The 16,617-nt window shown below is 70.2% G+C and carries 14 protein-coding genes; 7 read left to right on the forward strand and 7 right to left on the reverse strand.

Features of this window, described 5'->3' with window-relative positions:
* Positions 1-291: 291 nt before the first annotated feature.
* Positions 292-1,653 (forward strand): type I glutamate--ammonia ligase, encoded by a 1,362-nt coding sequence (gene glnA, locus ACIBL4_RS13965; protein WP_030249586.1) that lies wholly within the window; start codon positions 292-294, stop codon positions 1,651-1,653.
* A 70-nt stretch (positions 1,654-1,723) separates the two neighbouring features.
* Here glnA and ACIBL4_RS13970 read toward each other — a convergent pair whose 3' ends face one another.
* The 3 genes from ACIBL4_RS13970 to ACIBL4_RS13980 form a co-directional block, all read right to left on the reverse strand.
* On the reverse strand, positions 1,724-2,023 hold the full coding sequence (locus ACIBL4_RS13970; protein WP_399409623.1) for a hypothetical protein: 300 nt from the start codon (positions 2,021-2,023) through the stop codon (positions 1,724-1,726).
* Between the two features lie 92 nt (positions 2,024-2,115).
* The gene (locus ACIBL4_RS13975) at positions 2,116-2,562 is read right to left on the reverse strand and encodes a VOC family protein (RefSeq protein ID WP_399409625.1); all 447 of its coding nucleotides are present in this window, start codon (positions 2,560-2,562) and stop codon (positions 2,116-2,118) included.
* A 15-nt stretch (positions 2,563-2,577) separates the two neighbouring features.
* Entirely contained in the window at positions 2,578-3,096 is a 519-nt protein-coding gene (locus ACIBL4_RS13980) for a pyridoxamine 5'-phosphate oxidase family protein (protein ID WP_399409627.1), read from the reverse strand.
* Between the two features lie 172 nt (positions 3,097-3,268).
* Here ACIBL4_RS13980 and ACIBL4_RS13985 point away from each other — a divergent pair, with 172 nt between their 5' ends.
* Positions 3,269-6,280 (forward strand): bifunctional [glutamine synthetase] adenylyltransferase/[glutamine synthetase]-adenylyl-L-tyrosine phosphorylase, encoded by a 3,012-nt coding sequence (locus ACIBL4_RS13985; RefSeq protein ID WP_399409629.1) that lies wholly within the window; start codon positions 3,269-3,271, stop codon positions 6,278-6,280.
* A gap of 5 nt (positions 6,281-6,285) precedes the next feature.
* Here the strand turns inward: ACIBL4_RS13985 and ACIBL4_RS13990 are convergent, their stop codons facing one another.
* From ACIBL4_RS13990 to ACIBL4_RS14000, 3 genes are all read right to left on the reverse strand, one after another.
* Positions 6,286-6,438, reverse strand: coding sequence for a hypothetical protein (locus ACIBL4_RS13990; protein ID WP_399409631.1), 153 nt, complete (start codon positions 6,436-6,438; stop codon positions 6,286-6,288).
* Between the two features lie 674 nt (positions 6,439-7,112).
* Positions 7,113-7,991, reverse strand: a complete 879-nt coding sequence (locus ACIBL4_RS13995) for a phosphatase PAP2 family protein (RefSeq protein WP_399409633.1) — start codon at positions 7,989-7,991, stop codon at positions 7,113-7,115.
* 93 nt (positions 7,992-8,084) lie between these two features.
* Positions 8,085-9,119, reverse strand: coding sequence for a LacI family DNA-binding transcriptional regulator (locus ACIBL4_RS14000; RefSeq protein ID WP_399409635.1), 1,035 nt, complete (start codon positions 9,117-9,119; stop codon positions 8,085-8,087).
* 404 nt (positions 9,120-9,523) lie between these two features.
* Here ACIBL4_RS14000 and ACIBL4_RS14005 point away from each other — a divergent pair, with 404 nt between their 5' ends.
* The 5 genes from ACIBL4_RS14005 (at position 9,524) to ACIBL4_RS14025 (ending at position 16,186) form a co-directional block, all read left to right on the forward strand.
* Entirely contained in the window at positions 9,524-10,792 is a 1,269-nt protein-coding gene (locus ACIBL4_RS14005; protein WP_399409637.1) for an extracellular solute-binding protein, read from the forward strand.
* Between the two features lie 124 nt (positions 10,793-10,916).
* Entirely contained in the window at positions 10,917-11,921 is a 1,005-nt protein-coding gene (locus tag ACIBL4_RS14010) for a carbohydrate ABC transporter permease (protein ID WP_399409639.1), read from the forward strand.
* 14 nt (positions 11,922-11,935) lie between these two features.
* Positions 11,936-12,787 carry a sugar ABC transporter permease gene (locus tag ACIBL4_RS14015; protein WP_399409641.1) on the forward strand — a complete coding sequence of 284 codons (852 nt, stop codon included), beginning with the start codon at positions 11,936-11,938 and terminating at the stop codon, positions 12,785-12,787.
* A gap of 201 nt (positions 12,788-12,988) precedes the next feature.
* The gene (locus ACIBL4_RS14020) at positions 12,989-14,656 is read left to right on the forward strand and encodes an alpha-amylase family glycosyl hydrolase (RefSeq protein WP_399409643.1); all 1,668 of its coding nucleotides are present in this window, start codon (positions 12,989-12,991) and stop codon (positions 14,654-14,656) included.
* 156 nt (positions 14,657-14,812) lie between these two features.
* Positions 14,813-16,186, forward strand: a complete 1,374-nt coding sequence (locus ACIBL4_RS14025; RefSeq protein ID WP_399409645.1) for an alpha-amylase family protein — start codon at positions 14,813-14,815, stop codon at positions 16,184-16,186.
* Between the two features lie 36 nt (positions 16,187-16,222).
* On the opposite strand, the gene ACIBL4_RS14030 is transcribed toward ACIBL4_RS14025, so the two are convergent.
* On the reverse strand, positions 16,223-16,540 hold the full coding sequence (locus tag ACIBL4_RS14030; protein ID WP_399409647.1) for a hypothetical protein: 318 nt from the start codon (positions 16,538-16,540) through the stop codon (positions 16,223-16,225).
* Between the last annotated feature and the right edge of the window lie 77 nt (positions 16,541-16,617).

The following is a 16,617-nucleotide window of genomic DNA, read 5'->3' on the forward strand; positions in this document are numbered from 1 at the left end:
GACTCCTCAGGACTCGACTGCCGCGCACAGTATTTAAAGTTGCATCTGAAATGCAAATTAAGTGAGAGGGGAGCGAACCGAACCGGCCGTTACGGATGCCGGTGCGAGCAGGCACTATGGGCGGAAGAGCAGTTCACCCGCCGTACGTGAGACGTTCGGTCCGGGGCCGCCCGGGCGATCATGGTGCGCAACGCGTACGAAATGGTGGTGTGGTGGGATGCTCAGGTGCCCGACCGCCTCCCGTGGTACGGAAGACAGGCGGCCTGACCAGCAAGGATGGGGAAGCGGAAGATGGACAAGCAGCAGGAGTTCGTGCTCCGGACGTTGGAGGAGCGCGACATCCGGTTCGTACGCCTGTGGTTCACGGACGTCCTGGGCTTCCTCAAGTCCGTCGCCGTGGCCCCGGCCGAGCTGGAACAGGCCTTCGACGAGGGCATCGGCTTCGACGGCTCCGCCATCGAGGGCTTCGCCCGGGTCTACGAGTCCGACATGATCGCCAAGCCGGACCCGTCGACCTTCCAGATCCTGCCCTGGCGCGCGGAGGCCCCGGGCACGGCCCGGATGTTCTGCGACATCCTCATGCCGGACGGCTCGCCGTCCTTCGCGGACCCGCGCTACGTGCTCAAGCGCTCCCTGGCCCGCGCCTCCGACCTGGGCTTCACGTTCTACACGCACCCGGAGATCGAGTTCTTCCTGCTGAAGGACCGGCCGCTGGACGGCAGCCGTCCGACGCCCGCCGACAACTCCGGCTACTTCGACCACACCCCGACCAACGTCGGCATGGACTTCCGCCGCCAGGCGATCACCATGCTGGAGTCGATGGGCATCTCGGTCGAGTTCTCCCACCACGAGGGCGCGCCGGGTCAGCAGGAGATCGACCTGCGCTACGCCGACGCGCTCTCCACCGCCGACAACGTCATGACGTTCCGCCTGGTCATGAAGCAGGTGGCGCTGGAGCAGGGTGTCCAGGCGACCTTCATGCCGAAGCCGTTCTCCGAGCACCCCGGCAGCGGCATGCACACCCACCTCTCCCTCTTCGAGGGCGACCGCAACGCCTTCTACGAGTCGGGCTCGGAGTACCAGCTCTCGAAGGTGGGCCGCTCCTTCATCGCGGGCCTGCTGCGGCACGCGGCGGAGATCTCCGCGGTCACCAACCAGTGGGTCAACTCCTACAAGCGCATCTGGGGCGGCGCGGAGCGCACGGCGGGCGCGGGCGGCGAGGCCCCCTCGTACATCTGCTGGGGCCACAACAACCGCTCGGCGCTGGTCCGCGTCCCGATGTACAAGCCCGGCAAGACGGGCTCGGCCCGGGTCGAGGTCCGCTCCCTGGACTCCGGGGCGAACCCGTACCTCTCCTACGCCGTCCTCCTGGCCGCCGGCCTGAAGGGCATCGAGGAGGGCTACGAACTCCCGCCGGGCGCCGAGGACGACGTCTGGGCGCTCTCCGACGCCGAGCGCCGCGCGATGGGCATCGAGCCGCTGCCCCAGAACCTCGGCGAGGCCCTGACCCTGATGGAGCGCAGCGACCTGGTCGCCGAGACGCTCGGCGAGCACGTCTTCGACTTCTTCCTGCGCAACAAGCGGCAGGAGTGGGAGGAGTACCGCAGCGAGGTCACGGCGTTCGAGCTGCGGAAGAACCTGCCGGCGCTGTAGGGGCGATGCCGTCTCCGGGTGACCCGGAAGAGGGGCCGGCGGTCGTCGACCGCCGGCCCCTCTTCCGTTCCTACGGCTTCGCGGCCTCCTCCTGGAACAGCCTGCCTTTGGCGAACGGCATCTCGATCATGCTGATCCGGCCGGGCTCGCTCGTCACCGAGGTGCGGTCGCCGAACAGCAGGTCCCCGTTGTCCCGGATCACCTCGAGCACCGTCCGCAGCGACGTGTCGAGGATGTCCCAGCGCGTCGGCCCGTCGGCTCCGGGCGCGGCGGGGAGCAGCGGAAGCAGGCGCGCGGCCAGGGCCCGTTCCCCGTCGCTGACCGGCCATTCGCCTTCCAGGCCGATCTCGGGCAAGTTGGCGTAGACCATGGCGGCGAGCGTAGGGGCGTCCGGCCGGGACCCCTCCCAGGACCACCGGGACCGCATTTCCGTCGCCTCCGACCGGACCGCCCTGGATCCGGTCAGCCCCCCTGCCGCTTCAGGTCCGCCAGCAACTGGTGCAGCGGTTCCGTCGCCCGGCGGCGGTACTCCTGAATCGCCCAGCCGTTTCCGTCCGGGTCCCGGAAGTGCATGAACGTGGCGCCGTCGTCTGGGGCGTACTGGACCGGCTCCGAGACGTCGAGGCCGCGTTCGACGAGTTCCGCGTGGGCCGCCTTGATGTCGGCGACGCACAGCTGCAGGCCCTGATAGGAGCCGGGGGCCGGGGTGGGGCCGGGAGTCATCTCCCAGATCGAGTCGCCGAGCGCGATCGAACAGCCGGAGCCGGGAGGCGTCAGCTGGACGATCCGCATCCCGGGCATGACCTCCTGGTCGATGTCCACGTGGAAGCCGACCTTGTCCCGGTAGAAGTCCCGGGCACGGTCGATGTCGGTCACGGGCAGCGGGATGACTTCGAGTGTGAAGTCCATGTCGTGACTCCTTCGTCAGGCATCGGTGAACCGCCACCTCGTCTGGCTGAACGGCTCCCCCTTAGCGAAGCCGAACACGGTGCGCGGCGCCACCGAGTAGACGGCCGCGCGTCCCGCGCCGTGGCGGAAATAGCCCTCCCGTACCTCGAAGTGCCAGAAACTGCCGTACTTCGCCTCCCAGGCGGCGGCCAGTTCGCGTAGGCGCCCTTCGTCGGTCACGCGTGTCGCCTCGCCCTCGACCACCAGGTCGTAGCCCCGGTTCCAGGTGTTCGTGCCGATGGTCAGCACGACGTGCGGGTTCTCGGCGAGGTTCCTGGCCTTGCGTTCTTCCGGGCCCGTGCAGAAGTGCAGGGCGCCGTCCGACCAGACCGCCGGCAGCGGGGTGACGTGCGGGCGGCCGTCGGGTCGCACCGTCGTGATCCAGAACAGTTCGGCGGCCGCGAGCCGCGCCTCGGCCTCCTGCCAGTCGGTCGCGGTGGCCGTCTCGTCGCTGTAGCGGCGGTCCAGACGGGTGTCGGGGTGCATGGTGGTCATGAGCGTCCTCCCGGCCTGCGGCTCCGGCTTCTCCCGGCCTGTGGCCATTCACAGGTGCAGACCCCATCCGCCCGCCGAACTCATCGGCGCTTCCCCCGGCCCGTGCGGTTAGGCTCAAAGCCACGACCTTGATCCGATGCAAGTCCGAGGAACAGTGCGAGGGAGGCCCGGGATGACGGCGGCGCCGGGGCGCAGGAGCAGTACCTTCACGCGGCTGCTGCGGCACGGCTTCACCGACGCCTCCGCCGCCGAGCGGCTCCTGGACAGCGCCGAGCTCGCGCCCCTGCGCGACGACCCGGTGCTGCTGGACGCGCTGGGCGCCACCGCCGACCCGGATCTCGCGCTGCTCGGGCTGGTCCGGCTGCTGGAGGCCCAGCCGGAGCCCGGCGCCCGCCGGGAACTGCTCGACACGCTGATCTCGTCCAAGCCGCTGCGCGACCGGCTGCTCGGTGTGCTCGGCGCCTCGACCGCCCTCGCCGACCACCTCATCCGGCACCCGGAGGACTGGCAGGCGCTCGTCATGTACGAGGCGCACGACCTGCACCCCGGGGTGGAGGAGTTCGAGGCCGGTCTCGCGGAGGCCACCGACGCCGTCTCCCTGCGCGTCGCCTACCGGCGCTGCCTGCTGTCCATCGCCGCCCGGGACGTGTGCGGCACCACCGGCGTCGCCGAGTCCGCCGCCGAGCTCGCCGACCTGGCCACCGCCACCCTGCGGGCCGCCCTCCGCATCGCCGGGGCGGCCGCGCCCGAGGACGTCGCCCTGTGCCGGCTCGCGGTCATCGCGATGGGCAAGTGCGGCGGCCACGAGCTGAACTATGTCTCCGACGTGGACGTCATCTTCGTCGGGGAGGCCGTCGAGGGCGCCGACGAGACCAAGGCGGTCCGCGCCGCGACCCGGCTCGCCTCGCACATGATGCGGATCTGCTCCGAGACGACCGTCGAGGGCTCCATCTGGCCCGTGGACGCCAACCTCCGTCCCGAGGGCAGGAACGGCCCGCTCGTGCGGACCCTCTCCAGCCACCTCGCCTACTACCAGCGCTGGGCCAAGACCTGGGAGTTCCAGGCGCTGCTCAAGGCCCGCCCGGTGGCCGGCGACCTCGACCTCGGCGCGGAGTACGTCGCCGCCGTCCAGCCGCTGGTGTGGAAGGCCGCCGAGCGCGAGAACTTCGTCCCCGACGTGCAGAAGATGCGCCGCCGGGTCGTGGAGAACATCCCCGTCGCCGAGGTCGACCGCCAGCTGAAGCTGGGCCCCGGCGGCCTCAGGGACGTCGAGTTCGCCGTGCAGCTGCTCCAGCTGGTGCACGGCCGGGCCGACACCTCGCTGCGCAGCGGCACCACCCTCGACGCGCTGAAGGCCCTCGCCGCCGGCGGGTACGTCGGCCGGTCCGACGCCGCCCAGCTCGACGAGGCCTACCGCTTCCTGCGCTCCATGGAGCACCGGATCCAGCTGTTCCGGCTGCGCCGCACCCACCTCGTGCCCGAGGACGAGGCCGAACTGCGCCGCATCGGCCGCTCCCTCGGCCTGCGCACCGACCCGGTCGCCGAGCTGCTGCGCGAGTGGAAGCGGCACGCCACCGTCGTACGGCGGCTGCACGAGAAGCTGTTCTACCGGCCGCTGCTCGATGCGGTCGCCCAACTCGCCACCGGCGAGGCCCGGTTGAGCGTCGAGGCGGCCCGGGAGCGCATGGTCGCCCTCGGTTACGCCGACCCGGCCTCCGCCCTGCGTCACCTGGAGGCGCTGGCGTCCGGCGTCACCCGCAAGGCCGCCATCCAGCGCACCCTGCTGCCCGTCCTGCTGGGCTGGTTCGCCGACTCGGCCGACCCGGACGCGGGTCTGCTCAACTTCCGCAAGGTGTCGGACGCGCTCGGCAAGACGCCCTGGTACCTGCGGCTGCTGCGGGACGAGGGCGCCGCCGCGCAGAACCTCGCCCGCGTGCTGTCCGCCGGGCGGCTCGCGCCCGACCTGCTGATGCGCGCCCCGGAGGCGGTGGCGCTGCTCGGCGACGGGGACGGCGGCGGCGGCCTGGAGCCGCGCTCCCGGGCCCATCTGGAGCAGGAGATACTCGCCGCGGTGAACCGGGCCGACGGGGCCGCCCAGGCGGTCACGGCCGCGCGCGGTGTGCGCCGCCGCGAGCTGTTCCGTACGGCCGCCGCCGACATCGTCGGCTCGTACGGCACCGAGGAGCAGGCCGCCGAGGCCGACCCGGGCGCCCTGGTGGACCGGGTCGGCGGCGCGGTGTCGGACCTGACGGCCGCGACCCTCGCCGGCACGCTTCGCGCGGTGGTTCGGGACGGGTGGGGGGACAGCCTGCCCACCCGGTTCGCGATCATAGGGATGGGCCGATTCGGCGGACACGAACTGGGCTACGGCTCCGACGCGGACGTGCTGTTCGTGCACGAGCCGCGTGACGGCGTCGACGAGCGGGAGGCCTCCCAGGCAGCCAACAAGGTCGTCTCCGAGATGCGCCGGCTGCTCCAGATCCCGAGCGCCGATCCGCCCCTGCTCATCGACGCGGACCTGCGCCCGGAGGGCAAGTCCGGCCCGCTCGTGCGCACCCTCACCTCGTACGCTGCGTACTACCGCCGGTGGGCCCTGACCTGGGAGTCGCACGCGCTGCTGCGGGCCGAACCCGTCGCCGGGGACGAGGACCTGAGCCGCCGGTTCATCGAGCTGATCGACCCGCTGCGCTACCCGGCGGACGGGCTCGCCGACGAGGCCGTGCGCGAGATCCGGCGGCTGAAGGCCCGCATGGAGTCCGAGCGGCTGCCGCGGGGCGCCGACCCCAAGCTGCACGCCAAGCTGGGGCCGGGCGGTCTGTCCGACGTGGAGTGGACGGTGCAGCTGCTGCAACTGCGGCACGCCGCGGCCGAGCCGGGCCTGCGCACGACCCGGACACGTCAGGCCCTGGCCGCCGCGCGTACAGCCGGTCTCATCACGGACGAGGACGCGGCGACCCTGGACGAGGCCTGGGTCCTCGCGACCCGCGTCCGCAACGCGGTCATGCTGGTACGCGGCCGGGCGGCCGACACGTTCCCCACGGAGCCACGCGAACTCGCCGCCGTGGGACGGTACTTGGGCTACGGCCCCGGCCACGCCGGTGACATGCTCGACGCGTACCGGCGGACGGCCCGCCGGGCCCGGAGCGTGGTGGACGAGTTGTTCTACGGAGTGACCGAGCGTTAGCGCCGTCAGTCCCGGCCGGTACCGGCCCGCATCTCCCTCGCGTGCTTCATGAACCCCGTCAGCCCCACCTCGAACGCCCGGTCCGCCCGGCCCTCGCTCGACGCCGACAGTGCCTCGGCCAGCCGTGGGGTCGGTGACGAGGCGGTCAGTTCCCACATCGTCTCGGGGGCCGCGAGGTAGGGCCGAGCCGAGGGCCAGGTTTTACCGGAAGTGAGTGCCCGGGCCGACTGCGCCGGGCAGCGGTGCCTTCGGGCCGGGGGCGCCCGTGGCGGCCGGCCGGTTGCACACTGCCGTGGCCGGGGGATGCCGGACCGGCACGGGCGGCTTCGCCGGAGCGGCGGGGGCGGCCGCCCGTGGACGGAGGCCGTCCGGCCGCCGCGGGGGCCGCCGCCGGTACGGCCGTGGCCGGGCGGGCAAGGTGCCTTCGGGTCATACGCGTCCGTGGTGGTCGAGTCGGTTGGGCGTCGCCCGTGGCCGGGCGGCAGGCCGGCTCTCGAGTGTCGTCCGGGCAACCTGGCCGGCCGCCCGCGGGTGGTGGCGGTCGCGCCGCCGTGCGGGGGCCTGCGGCCGAGGTCGGCGCCGGTCCCGGCCAGGCGGGTGGAGGGCGTCTCGGCCCGAGCAGCCGGACTGCTCGAGCGCCGTTGCGGCTGGGGCATGTCAGACCGGGACGGGCGGCCCGGCCGAGGCCGCCCGTGGGCCATGGCGGTTCCGCCGCCGTGCGGGCTTTCGCGGCGCCGAGGGCGGCGCCGGTGCCGGATGGCGGGGGTGTCCTCGGGCCCGGCGTGTCAGGGGGCAGTGGAGCCGGTTGGGTGTCAGACGCTGTCGGTGGCGGTCAGGGCTTGGTGGCGGGGGCCGGGTCGGGGCGTCTGCGCGGCCTGTCGGTGTCCCGCCTCGGTACGTCTCTCGGCAGGGCGTACGGATGCCTCCCGTACCAGACTCCCGCCACCGCGAAACCGAAGGACAGGCAGAGCACGCCACCGACGGCATCCAGCCAGAAGTGGTTCGCCGTGGCGACGATGACCACCAGCGTCAGCGCCGGGTACAGCAGGCCCAGCACCCGCACCCAGGGGACCGTCGCCAGGGCGAAGATCGTCAGGCCGCACCACGTGGACCAGCCGATGTGCATCGACGGCATCGCTGCGTACTGGTTGGACATGTGTTTCAGGTCGCCGGACGCCATCGACCCCCAGGTCTGGTGGACCATGACGGTGTCGATGAAGCCGCCGCCGTTCATCAGCCGCGGGGGCGCGAGCGGATACAGGTAGTAACCGGCCAGGGCGACGGCGGTCGTCGCGAACAGCACCAGGCGGGTCGCCGCGTACCGGCCGGGATGGCGACGGTACAGCCAGACCAGCACACCCAGCGTCACCACGAAATGCAGCGTCGCGTAGTAGTAGTTCATGCCGATGATCAGCCAAGTCACCGAGTTCACGGCCCGGTTCACCGACTCCTCGACGGCGATGCCCAGAGCGTGCTCGGTCTGCCAGATCCAGTCGGCGTTGCGCAGGGCCTCGGTCCTCTGTTCCGGCACGGCGTTGCGGACGAGCGAGTACGTCCAGTAACTCACCGCGATGAGCAGGATCTCGAACCAGAACCGGGGCCGGCGGGGGGTGCGCAGCCGGGGGAGGAAGCCCCGTCCCGGATCGGCCGCGACCGGGTTCGGAACGGCCGCTTTCCGGCCGTCCAGCGTCGTCACGGTCGTGTCACCCATAGGCACAAAGTCTGCCAGAAAAGCCCTGATCCCCCGATCATCCCCCGCACTGGTGCGGACCGCATGTTCTGCGGCGAAATCCAGCCGGGAACCTCAGGGGCGGGCGCGGTCCCCGGGCGCCGAAGCGGTCGAGCCGCGCACCACCAGTTCCGGCATGAACACGAACTCGCTGTGGGGCGCGGGCGTCCCGCCGATCTCCTCCAGCAGCGTGCGGACCGCCGCCTGGCCCATCGCCGGGACCGGCTTGCGGATCGTCGTCAGCGGCGGATCGGTGAAGGCGATCAGCGGCGAGTCGTCGAAGCCGACCACGGAGACGTCCTTCGGAACCTCCAGGCCGCGCTGGCGCGCCGCCCTGATCGCACCCAGCGCCATCATGTCGCTGGCGCACACCACGGCCGTGCAGTTCCGCTCGATCAGCGCCGTGGCCGCGGCCTGCCCGCCCTCCAGGGTGTAGAGGGAGTGCTGGACCAGCTCCGTCTCGACGGCCTCGGCACCCAGCCCCAAATGGTCCTGCATGGTGCGCACGAACCCCTCGATCTTGCGCTGCACGGGCACGAACCGCTTGGGCCCCAGGGCCAGACCGATCCGCGTGTGCCCGAGGGACACCAGGTGCGTCACCGCCAGGTTCATCGCCGCGCGGTCGTCGGGGGAGATGAACGGCGCCTGCACCTTCGGCGAGAAGCCGTCGACCAGCACGTACGGCACGCCCTGCGCGCGCAGCCGGTCGTAGCGCTGCATGTCGGCGGTGGTGTCCGCGTGCAGCCCGGAGACGTAGATGATGCCGGCGACCCCGCGGTCCACCAGCATCTCCGTGAGCTCGTCCTCGGTCGAGCCGCCCGGCGTCTGCGTGGCCAGCACCGGCGTGTAGCCCTGCCGGGTCAGCGCCTGGCCGATGACCTGGGCCAGGGCCGGGAAGATCGGATTCTCCAGCTCCGGGGTGATCAGGCCCACCAGGCCCTCGCTGCGCTGCCGCAGCCGCACCGGGCGTTCGTAGCCCAGCACGTCGAGGGCGGCCAGCACGGACTGGCGGGTGGTGGCGGCGACGCCCGGCTTCCCGTTGAGGACGCGGCTGACGGTCGCTTCGCTCACCCCCGCCTGAGCAGCGATGTCGGCAAGCCGTGTGGTCACAGGACCGGACTGTAGCGGCCGGGGTTCCGCTTGCACACCGACGGGACGCCTGGTGCGGGCCGGCGCACGGCCCGCTGGGGGTTGCTTGGTCATCGCGGTCCCTCGAAGTCGTGGTCGGCGTCCGCTCCGCAACGGATGATTCCCTCCGGCGGCAACGGATGGCAAGTGCTTGCAGAGTCTTGCATAACTGCCCTACTCCCCGCCGATCAGACGGAAATCCCCGTTCCACAACGGTCAGGAGTAGGCCCGGAAGAGGTCACGGCAGGATAACCATCCGCACCCCTTGCAACTTTTTGCTGCAAGGTCTTTCGCAAGTCGTTGCGGCGCGGCTAATCTCACCGACGCCCGGCGGCCAACGGCGCAGTCGGCAGCACGAAACGGGCTTTCACCCTCAAGGAGAACTCATGCGGCGTGGCATAGCGGCCACCGCGCTGGTGGCGTCCCTCGCCCTGGCGGCGACGGCGTGCGGCGGGAGCGACAGCGGCGACGAGGCCGGCGGCCCGGTCACCATCACCTGGTGGGACACCTCCAACGCCACCAACGAGGCGCCGACGTACAAGGCCCTGGTCAAGGAGTTCGAGGCCGCCAACAAGGGCATCAAGGTCAACTACGTCAACGTCCCCTTCGACCAGGCGCAGAACAAGTTCGACACCGCCGCCGGTTCCAAGGGCGCCCCCGACGTGCTGCGCTCCGAGGTCGGCTGGACCCCGGCCTTCGCCAAGAAGAGCTTCTTCGCGCCCCTGGACGGCACCGAGGCCCTCGCCGAGCAGGACAAGTTCCAGCCCAGCCTGATCGAGCAGGCCAAGTACGACGGCAAGACCTACGGCGTCCCCTTCACCACGGACACCCTGGCCCTCGTCTACAACAAGGCCCTGTTCAAGAAGGCCGGCGTCGAAGCCCCCAAGACCTGGGACGACCTGAAGAAGGCCGCCGCCACCATCAAGGACAAGACCGGCGTCGACGGCTACTGGGGCTCCACCCAGGCCTACTACGCCCAGTGCTTCCTCTACGGCGAGGGCACCGACACCGTCGACGTCGACGCCAAGAAGATCACCGTCACCTCGCCCGCCGCCAAGAAGGCCTACGGCACCTGGCAGAGCCTCTTCAAGGGCAAGGGCCTGCACAAGGCCGACACCACCGCCGACGCCTACGCCCACATCCAGGAGGCATTCGTCAGCGGCAAGGTCGCCTCGATCGTCCAGGGCCCGTGGGAGATCACGAACTTCTACAAGGGCTCGGCCTTCAAGGACAAGAGCAACCTCGGCATCGCCACCGTCCCGGCCGGCTCCACCGGCAAGGCGGGCGCCCCGACCGGCGGCCACAACCTCTCGGTGTACGCGGGCTCGGACAAGGCGCACCAGGAGGCCTCGCTGAAGTTCGTGAAGTTCATGACCTCGGCGAAGGCCCAGGAGACCATCGCGCTGAAGAACTCCACGCTCCCCACGCGCGAGGACGCCTACACCGCCGAGGTCAAGGCCGACCCGGGCATCGCCGGCTACCAGGGCGTGCTGTCGTCCGCCCAGCCGCGCCCGGCGCTGCCCGAGTACAGCTCGCTGTGGGGTCCGCTCGACGACGAGCTGATCGAGGTCGCGGGCGGCAAGGAGTCCCTGGACAAGGGCCTCGGCGACGCCGAGACCGCCATGACCAAGCTGGTGCCGGACTTCTCCAAGTGACCGCCGCGTGGCCGCCGGGTCCCCCGGTCATGGGGGAGGGGATCCGGCGGCCACCGGCCGCGCCCGCGCCCGGGCCCGGGCAGCACCCCTCCGAACTCCTTGAACCTCCAGAAGGTGCCGAACCATGACAGTCGTCATCGACCGAGCGACCGGCAAGCGGCGCGGTGAGCGGGAACCGCGGCCCGGGCCGGGCAGCCGGCTGAAGAACGGCTTCCGCAAGCACTGGTACGCCTACGCGATGATCGCGCCGGTAGCGGTCGTCCTCGGCGTCCTCGTGCTGTACCCGCTGGCGTACGGCCTGTACCTCACCCTCACCGACGCCACCAGCCTGAACACCGCCCGCACGATCGGCGTCAATCAGATCGACGCCACCTACCAGTTCATCGGCCTGGACAACTACGCCGACATTCTGTGGGGCCCGACGGCGTACGACCGCTTCTGGTCGCACGTCCTGTGGACGGTCTTCTGGACGGCGGCCTGCGTCGCCCTGCATTACGGCATCGGTCTCGCTCTCGCCCTGCTGCTCAACCAGAAGCTGCGCGGCCGCACCCTCTACCGGATGATCCTGGTCCTGCCCTGGGCCGTGCCGACCTTCGTCACCGTGTTCGGCTGGCGGTTCATGCTCGCCGACGGCGGCATCATCAACTCCGGCCTGGACTTCCTGCACCTGCCGACACCGCTGTGGCTGGAGGACACCACCTGGCAGCGGTTCGCCGCGATCATGGTCAACACCTGGTGCGGCGTGCCGTTCATGATGGTCTCGCTGCTTGGCGGACTCCAGTCGATCGACGCGAGCCTGTACGAGGCGTCCGAGATGGACGGCGCCAACGCCTGGCAGCGCTTCCGCCACATCACCCTGCCCGGCCTGCGGTCCGTCAGCACCACGGTCGTGCTCCTGGGCGTGATCTGGACCTTCAACCAGTTCGCCATCATCTTCCTGCTGTTCGGCAACACCGCCCCGGACGCCCAGATCCTCGTGACCTGGGCCTACCAGCTGGGCTTCGGACAGCAGCCGCGCGACTACGCCCAGTCCGCCGCCTACGGAATCCTGCTCCTGTCCATCCTGATCGTCTTCACCTCCTTCTACCGCCGCTGGCTGAACCGCAACGAGCAGCAGCTCGCGATCTGAGGCAGGAGTCCGACATGAGTACGACCACCCGCCGCCGCGGCGAGCACAGCCGCACGGCCTCCCTCGTCTCGCACGCCGCCCTGATCGGCGCGAGCCTGACCGCGCTCTTCCCGATCGCCTGGCTGGTCTTCCTGTCCCTCGGCCCGGACAAGGACGACTACCTCCACCCCGGACGCATCTGGGGCAAGATGGCGCTCGACAACTACGCGTTCGTCCTGCAGGACACCAATTTCTTCCACTGGCTAAAGAGCACGCTGATCGTGGGGCTGGGCACGACGTTCATCGGCGTCGTCGTCGCCGCGTCCACCGGCTACGCGGTCTCCCGCATGCGGTTCCCCGGCTACCGGAAGCTGATGTGGGTGCTGCTCGTCACCCAGATGTTCCCGATCGCGGTACTGATCGTGCCGATGTACCAGATCCTCTCGGATCTGCAGCTCATCGACAGCTACCTTGGTCTCATCCTTGTCAACTGCACCACGATCGTGCCGTACTGCGCCTGGCTGATGAAGGGCTATTTCGACACCATCCCGTTCGAGATCGACGAGGCCGGGCGCGTCGACGGGCTGACCCCCTTCGGCACGTTCGCGCGGCTCATCCTGCCGCTCGCCAAGCCGGGCCTCGCGGTCGCGGCGTTCTACAGCTTCCTCACGGCCTTCGGTGAGGTCGCGTTCGCTTCGACGTTCCTGCTGAGTGACGACAAGTACACGTTTGCCGTCGGTCTCCAGACGTTCGTGAGCGAGCATGACGCGCAGCGGAACCTGATGGCCGCGACAGCCGTTCTGATTGCCATACCGGCAGCCGCGTTCTTCTATCTCGTGCAGAAGAATCTGGTGACCGGGCTTACTGCCGGCGGTACGAAGGGGTGACGTCGCTTGTCGGCCGGCTGACGCGCCGTCGTGGCTGGTCGCGCCCACGCGGCGGAGCCGCATATCGATAGAGTCCCCCGCCCCTGACGGGGCGCGGGGGTGGGCGGCCGTGGTGCCCATCCGACCCCGCTGTGCCGCGGCCGCCCCAGACCCCACCCCACGTCTCACATGACCACACCTCAGTTACGCATCAAGGACGACATGAGCCAGCACTCAGCCGCACCTGCCCCCACCCCCACGTCCGCCGTGGCCGTCGCCAAGCGTCGCGACTGGTGGCGGGACGCGGTGATCTACCAGGTGTACCCGCGCAGCTTCGCCGACAGCAACGGCGACGGCATGGGCGACCTGGAAGGTGTCCGCACCCGCCTGCCGTACCTGCGCGACCTCGGCGTGGACGCCGTGTGGCTCAGCCCCTTCTACGCCTCCCCGCAGGCCGACGCCGGCTACGACGTCGCCGACTACCGGGCCGTCGACCCGATGTTCGGCAACCTCCTGGACGCCGACGCGCTGATCCGCGACGCCCATGAGCTGGGCCTGAGGATCATCGTCGACCTCGTGCCCAACCACTCCTCCGACCAGCACGAGTGGTTCAAGCGAGCCGTCGCGGAGGGCCCGGGCTCCCCGCTGCGGGACCGCTACCACTTCCGCCCCGGCAAGGGGAAGAACGGCGAACTTCCGCCCAACGACTGGGAGTCGATCTTCGGCGGCCCGGCCTGGACGCGGGTCCCGGACGGCGAGTGGTACCTGCACCTCTTCGCCCCCGAGCAGCCCGACTTCAACTGGGAGCACCCGGCGGTCGGCGACGAGTTCCGCTCCATCCTGCGCTTCTGGCTGGACATGGGCGTCGACGGCTTCCGGATCGATGTCGCCCACGGCCTGGTGAAGGCGGAGGGGCTGCCCGACCTTGGATCCCACGACCAGGTGAAGCTGCTGGGCAACGATGTCATGCCGTTCTTCGACCAGGACGGGGTGCACGAGATCTACCGGCAGTGGCGGCGCATCCTCGACGAGTACTCGGGTGAGCGCATCTTCGTCGCCGAGGCGTGGACGCCGACCATCGAGCGCACCGCCAACTACGTCCGCCCGGACGAGTTGCACCAGGCCTTCAACTTCCAGTACCTCAGCACCCACTGGGACGCCGCGCAGATGCGCGAGGTCATCGACCGCACCCTGGACGCCATGCGCCCGGTCGGTGCCCCCGCCACCTGGGTCCTGTCCAATCACGACGTGACCCGGCACGCCACCCGGTTCGCCAACCCGCCCGGCCTCGGCACCCAGATCCGTCTGGCCGGCGACCGGGAGCTGGGCCTGCGCAGGGCCCGGGCCGCGACCCTGCTGATGCTGGCGCTGCCCGGCTCCGCCTACATCTACCAGGGCGAGGAGCTGGGGCTTCCGGACGTCGTGGACCTGCCCGACGAGGTGCGCCAGGACCCGGCGTACTTCCGGGGCGCGGGCCAGGACGGCTTCCGTGACGGATGCCGGGTGCCGATCCCCTGGACCCGGACCGGGTCGTCGTACGGCTTCGGCAACGGGGGCAGCTGGCTGCCGCAGCCGGAGGGCTGGGGCGAGCTGAGCGTCGAGGCGCAGACCGGCGCGCCCGGCTCGACCCTGGAGCTGTACCGGGCCGCGCTCGCCGTGCGCCGGGAGCAGCGCGACCTCGGAGCCGGGGCGTCCGTGGAGTGGCTGCGGGCTCCCGAGGGCGTGCTCGCCTTCCGGCGCGGGGAGTTCGTGTGTGTGGCGAACACCACCGGCGAGTCGGCGGCGATGCCGGCGTACGGGCGGATGCTGGTCGCGAGCGGGGAGATCGTCCAGGTCGACGACGAGGCGAAGGTGCCCGCCGACACCACGGTGTGGTGGACCACCGCCTGATCCACCCTCTGCTCTACCGCCTGACTTTCCGTTGAATTTGGCACGGCCCGCTGCCCTTCGGGGCGGCGGGCCTTTACCATCTGCGTCACCCCGCAAGGTTTCTGAACCTTGCAGCAAGAACCGTCAACAGTCCTTCAACGAAGAAGGAAGCCCCACATGGCACGCAGACACCTCACCGTCGCCGCCGCATTCGCCGCGGCTGCGGTTGTCATGAACGCGACTGGTGTCCAGGCCTCCCCACCTGGCACCAAGGACGTCACCGCCGTCCTCTTCGAGTGGAAGTACGCCTCCGTCGCCCGCGAGTGCGGCAACACCCTCGGCCCCGCCGGATACGGCTACGTCCAGGTCTCCCCGCCCGCCGAGCACATACAGGGCCCGCAGTGGTGGACCTCGTACCAGCCGGTCAGCTACAAGATCGCCGGCCGGCTCGGCGACCGCGCGGCCTTCCGGAACATGGTCGACACCTGCCACGCGGCCGGTGTGAAGGTCGTCGTCGACACGGTGATCAACCACATGGCGGCGGGCGACGGCACCGGCACCGGCGGCTCGTCGTACACGAAGTACACCTACCCCGGCCTGTACTCGTCGTACGATTTCGACGACTGCACGAGCCGGATCAGCAGCTACCAGGACCGCTGGAACGTCCAGCACTGCGAACTGGTGGGCCTCGCCGACCTGGACACGGGTGAGTCCTACGTCCGAGGCGCGATCGCGGGGTACATGAACGACCTGCTCTCCCTCGGCGTGGACGGCTTCCGCATCGACGCGGCCAAGCACATGGACGCCGCCGACCTGGCGAACATCAAGTCCCGGCTGAGCAATCCGTCGGTGTACTGGAAGCAGGAGGTCATCCACGGTGCCGGCGAGGCCGTCCAGCCCACCGAGTACACCGGCAACGGCGACGTCCAGGAGTTCCGCTACGCCTACGACCTCAAGCGGGTCTTCAACAGCGAGAACCTCGCCTATCTGAAGAACTACGGCGAGGGCTGGGGCTACATGAACAGCGGCGTCTCCGGCGTCTTCGTCGACAACCACGACACCGAGCGCAACGGCTCCACCCTCAGCTACAAGGACGGTGCGAACTACACGCTGGCCCACGTCTTCATGCTGGCCTGGCCCTACGGCGCTCCGGACATCAACTCCGGTTACGAGTTCACCGACCACGACGCCGGCCCGCCGAACGGCGGCACGGTCAACGCCTGCTGGCAGGACGGCTGGAAGTGCCAGCACAACTGGCCGGAGATCAAGTCCATGGTCGCCTTCCGCAACGCCACCCGCGGTGAGGCCGTCACCAATTGGTGGGACAACGGGGGCGACGCCATCGCCTTCGGCCGGGGCGGCAAGGGGTTCGTGGCCATCAACCACGAGCCGGGCTCCCTGACCCGGACGTACCAGACGTCGATGCCTGCGGGGACGTACTGCGACGTGCAGAACAACACGACCGTGACGGTGAACGCCGGCGGGCAGTTCACCGCCACTCTTGGCGCCAACACGGCCCTGGCGGTCTACACCGGCAAGACCAGCTGCTGAGTCGCACAGCGCTCCGGTGACATACGGCCACCTCTGTTACGGCTGCACGCGCCGGCGCAGGGGTGGCCGGCCGAGTATCTCGATGTACATGATCCGGCCGTCCACGACGTCGAGGATCAGATCGCCTGACGCGGGCAGGAGCGGCACGCAGCGATGGCCCGGGCCGAACGGCTGTCCCTGCGGATGATCCGCCGTCCGGATGCTCTGGCAGAAGTCGTCCGCGCAGCCGCAGTCGCCGACCAGGCGAACGTCCTTCACGCAGATGGCCAGCCATCGTTCCCCCTCCTCCTCCAGGAGGGCGGCCAGTTCGTCCACGAGATCCGGGAAGACGTCGCGAACCAGGGGTGGGTCCATGCGGGGACAGTAGCCGCAGCGACCGCGCTGGGCGATTGATTATGCGGGGTGCGCATGGACCCCGCTCGCCCAGACCA

This window comes from Streptomyces sp. NPDC050416 (assembly GCF_044458845.1).
Lineage (GTDB): Bacteria > Actinomycetota > Actinomycetes > Streptomycetales > Streptomycetaceae > Streptomyces.

Bases quoted from the DNA above. Each gene is read 5' to 3' on its own strand.
- glnA (WP_030249586.1), top strand. From the start codon at position 292: ATGGACAAGCAGCAGGAGTTCGTGCTCCGGACGTTGGAGGAGCGCGAC.
- ACIBL4_RS14025 (WP_399409645.1), top strand. From the start codon at position 14,813: ATGGCACGCAGACACCTCACCGTCGCCGCCGCATTCGCCGCGGCTGCG.
- ACIBL4_RS14020 (WP_399409643.1), top strand. From the start codon at position 12,989: ATGAGCCAGCACTCAGCCGCACCTGCCCCCACCCCCACGTCCGCCGTG.
- ACIBL4_RS13985 (WP_399409629.1), top strand. From the start codon at position 3,269: ATGACGGCGGCGCCGGGGCGCAGGAGCAGTACCTTCACGCGGCTGCTG.
- ACIBL4_RS14015 (WP_399409641.1), top strand. From the start codon at position 11,936: ATGAGTACGACCACCCGCCGCCGCGGCGAGCACAGCCGCACGGCCTCC.
- ACIBL4_RS13990 (WP_399409631.1), bottom strand. From the start codon at position 6,438: ATGTGGGAACTGACCGCCTCGTCACCGACCCCACGGCTGGCCGAGGCA.
- ACIBL4_RS13970 (WP_399409623.1), bottom strand. From the start codon at position 2,023: ATGGTCTACGCCAACTTGCCCGAGATCGGCCTGGAAGGCGAATGGCCG.
- ACIBL4_RS14030 (WP_399409647.1), bottom strand. From the start codon at position 16,540: ATGGACCCACCCCTGGTTCGCGACGTCTTCCCGGATCTCGTGGACGAA.
- ACIBL4_RS13980 (WP_399409627.1), bottom strand. From the start codon at position 3,096: ATGACCACCATGCACCCCGACACCCGTCTGGACCGCCGCTACAGCGAC.
- ACIBL4_RS13975 (WP_399409625.1), bottom strand. From the start codon at position 2,562: ATGGACTTCACACTCGAAGTCATCCCGCTGCCCGTGACCGACATCGAC.
- ACIBL4_RS14010 (WP_399409639.1), top strand. From the start codon at position 10,917: ATGACAGTCGTCATCGACCGAGCGACCGGCAAGCGGCGCGGTGAGCGG.
- ACIBL4_RS13995 (WP_399409633.1), bottom strand. From the start codon at position 7,991: ATGGGTGACACGACCGTGACGACGCTGGACGGCCGGAAAGCGGCCGTT.
- ACIBL4_RS14005 (WP_399409637.1), top strand. From the start codon at position 9,524: ATGCGGCGTGGCATAGCGGCCACCGCGCTGGTGGCGTCCCTCGCCCTG.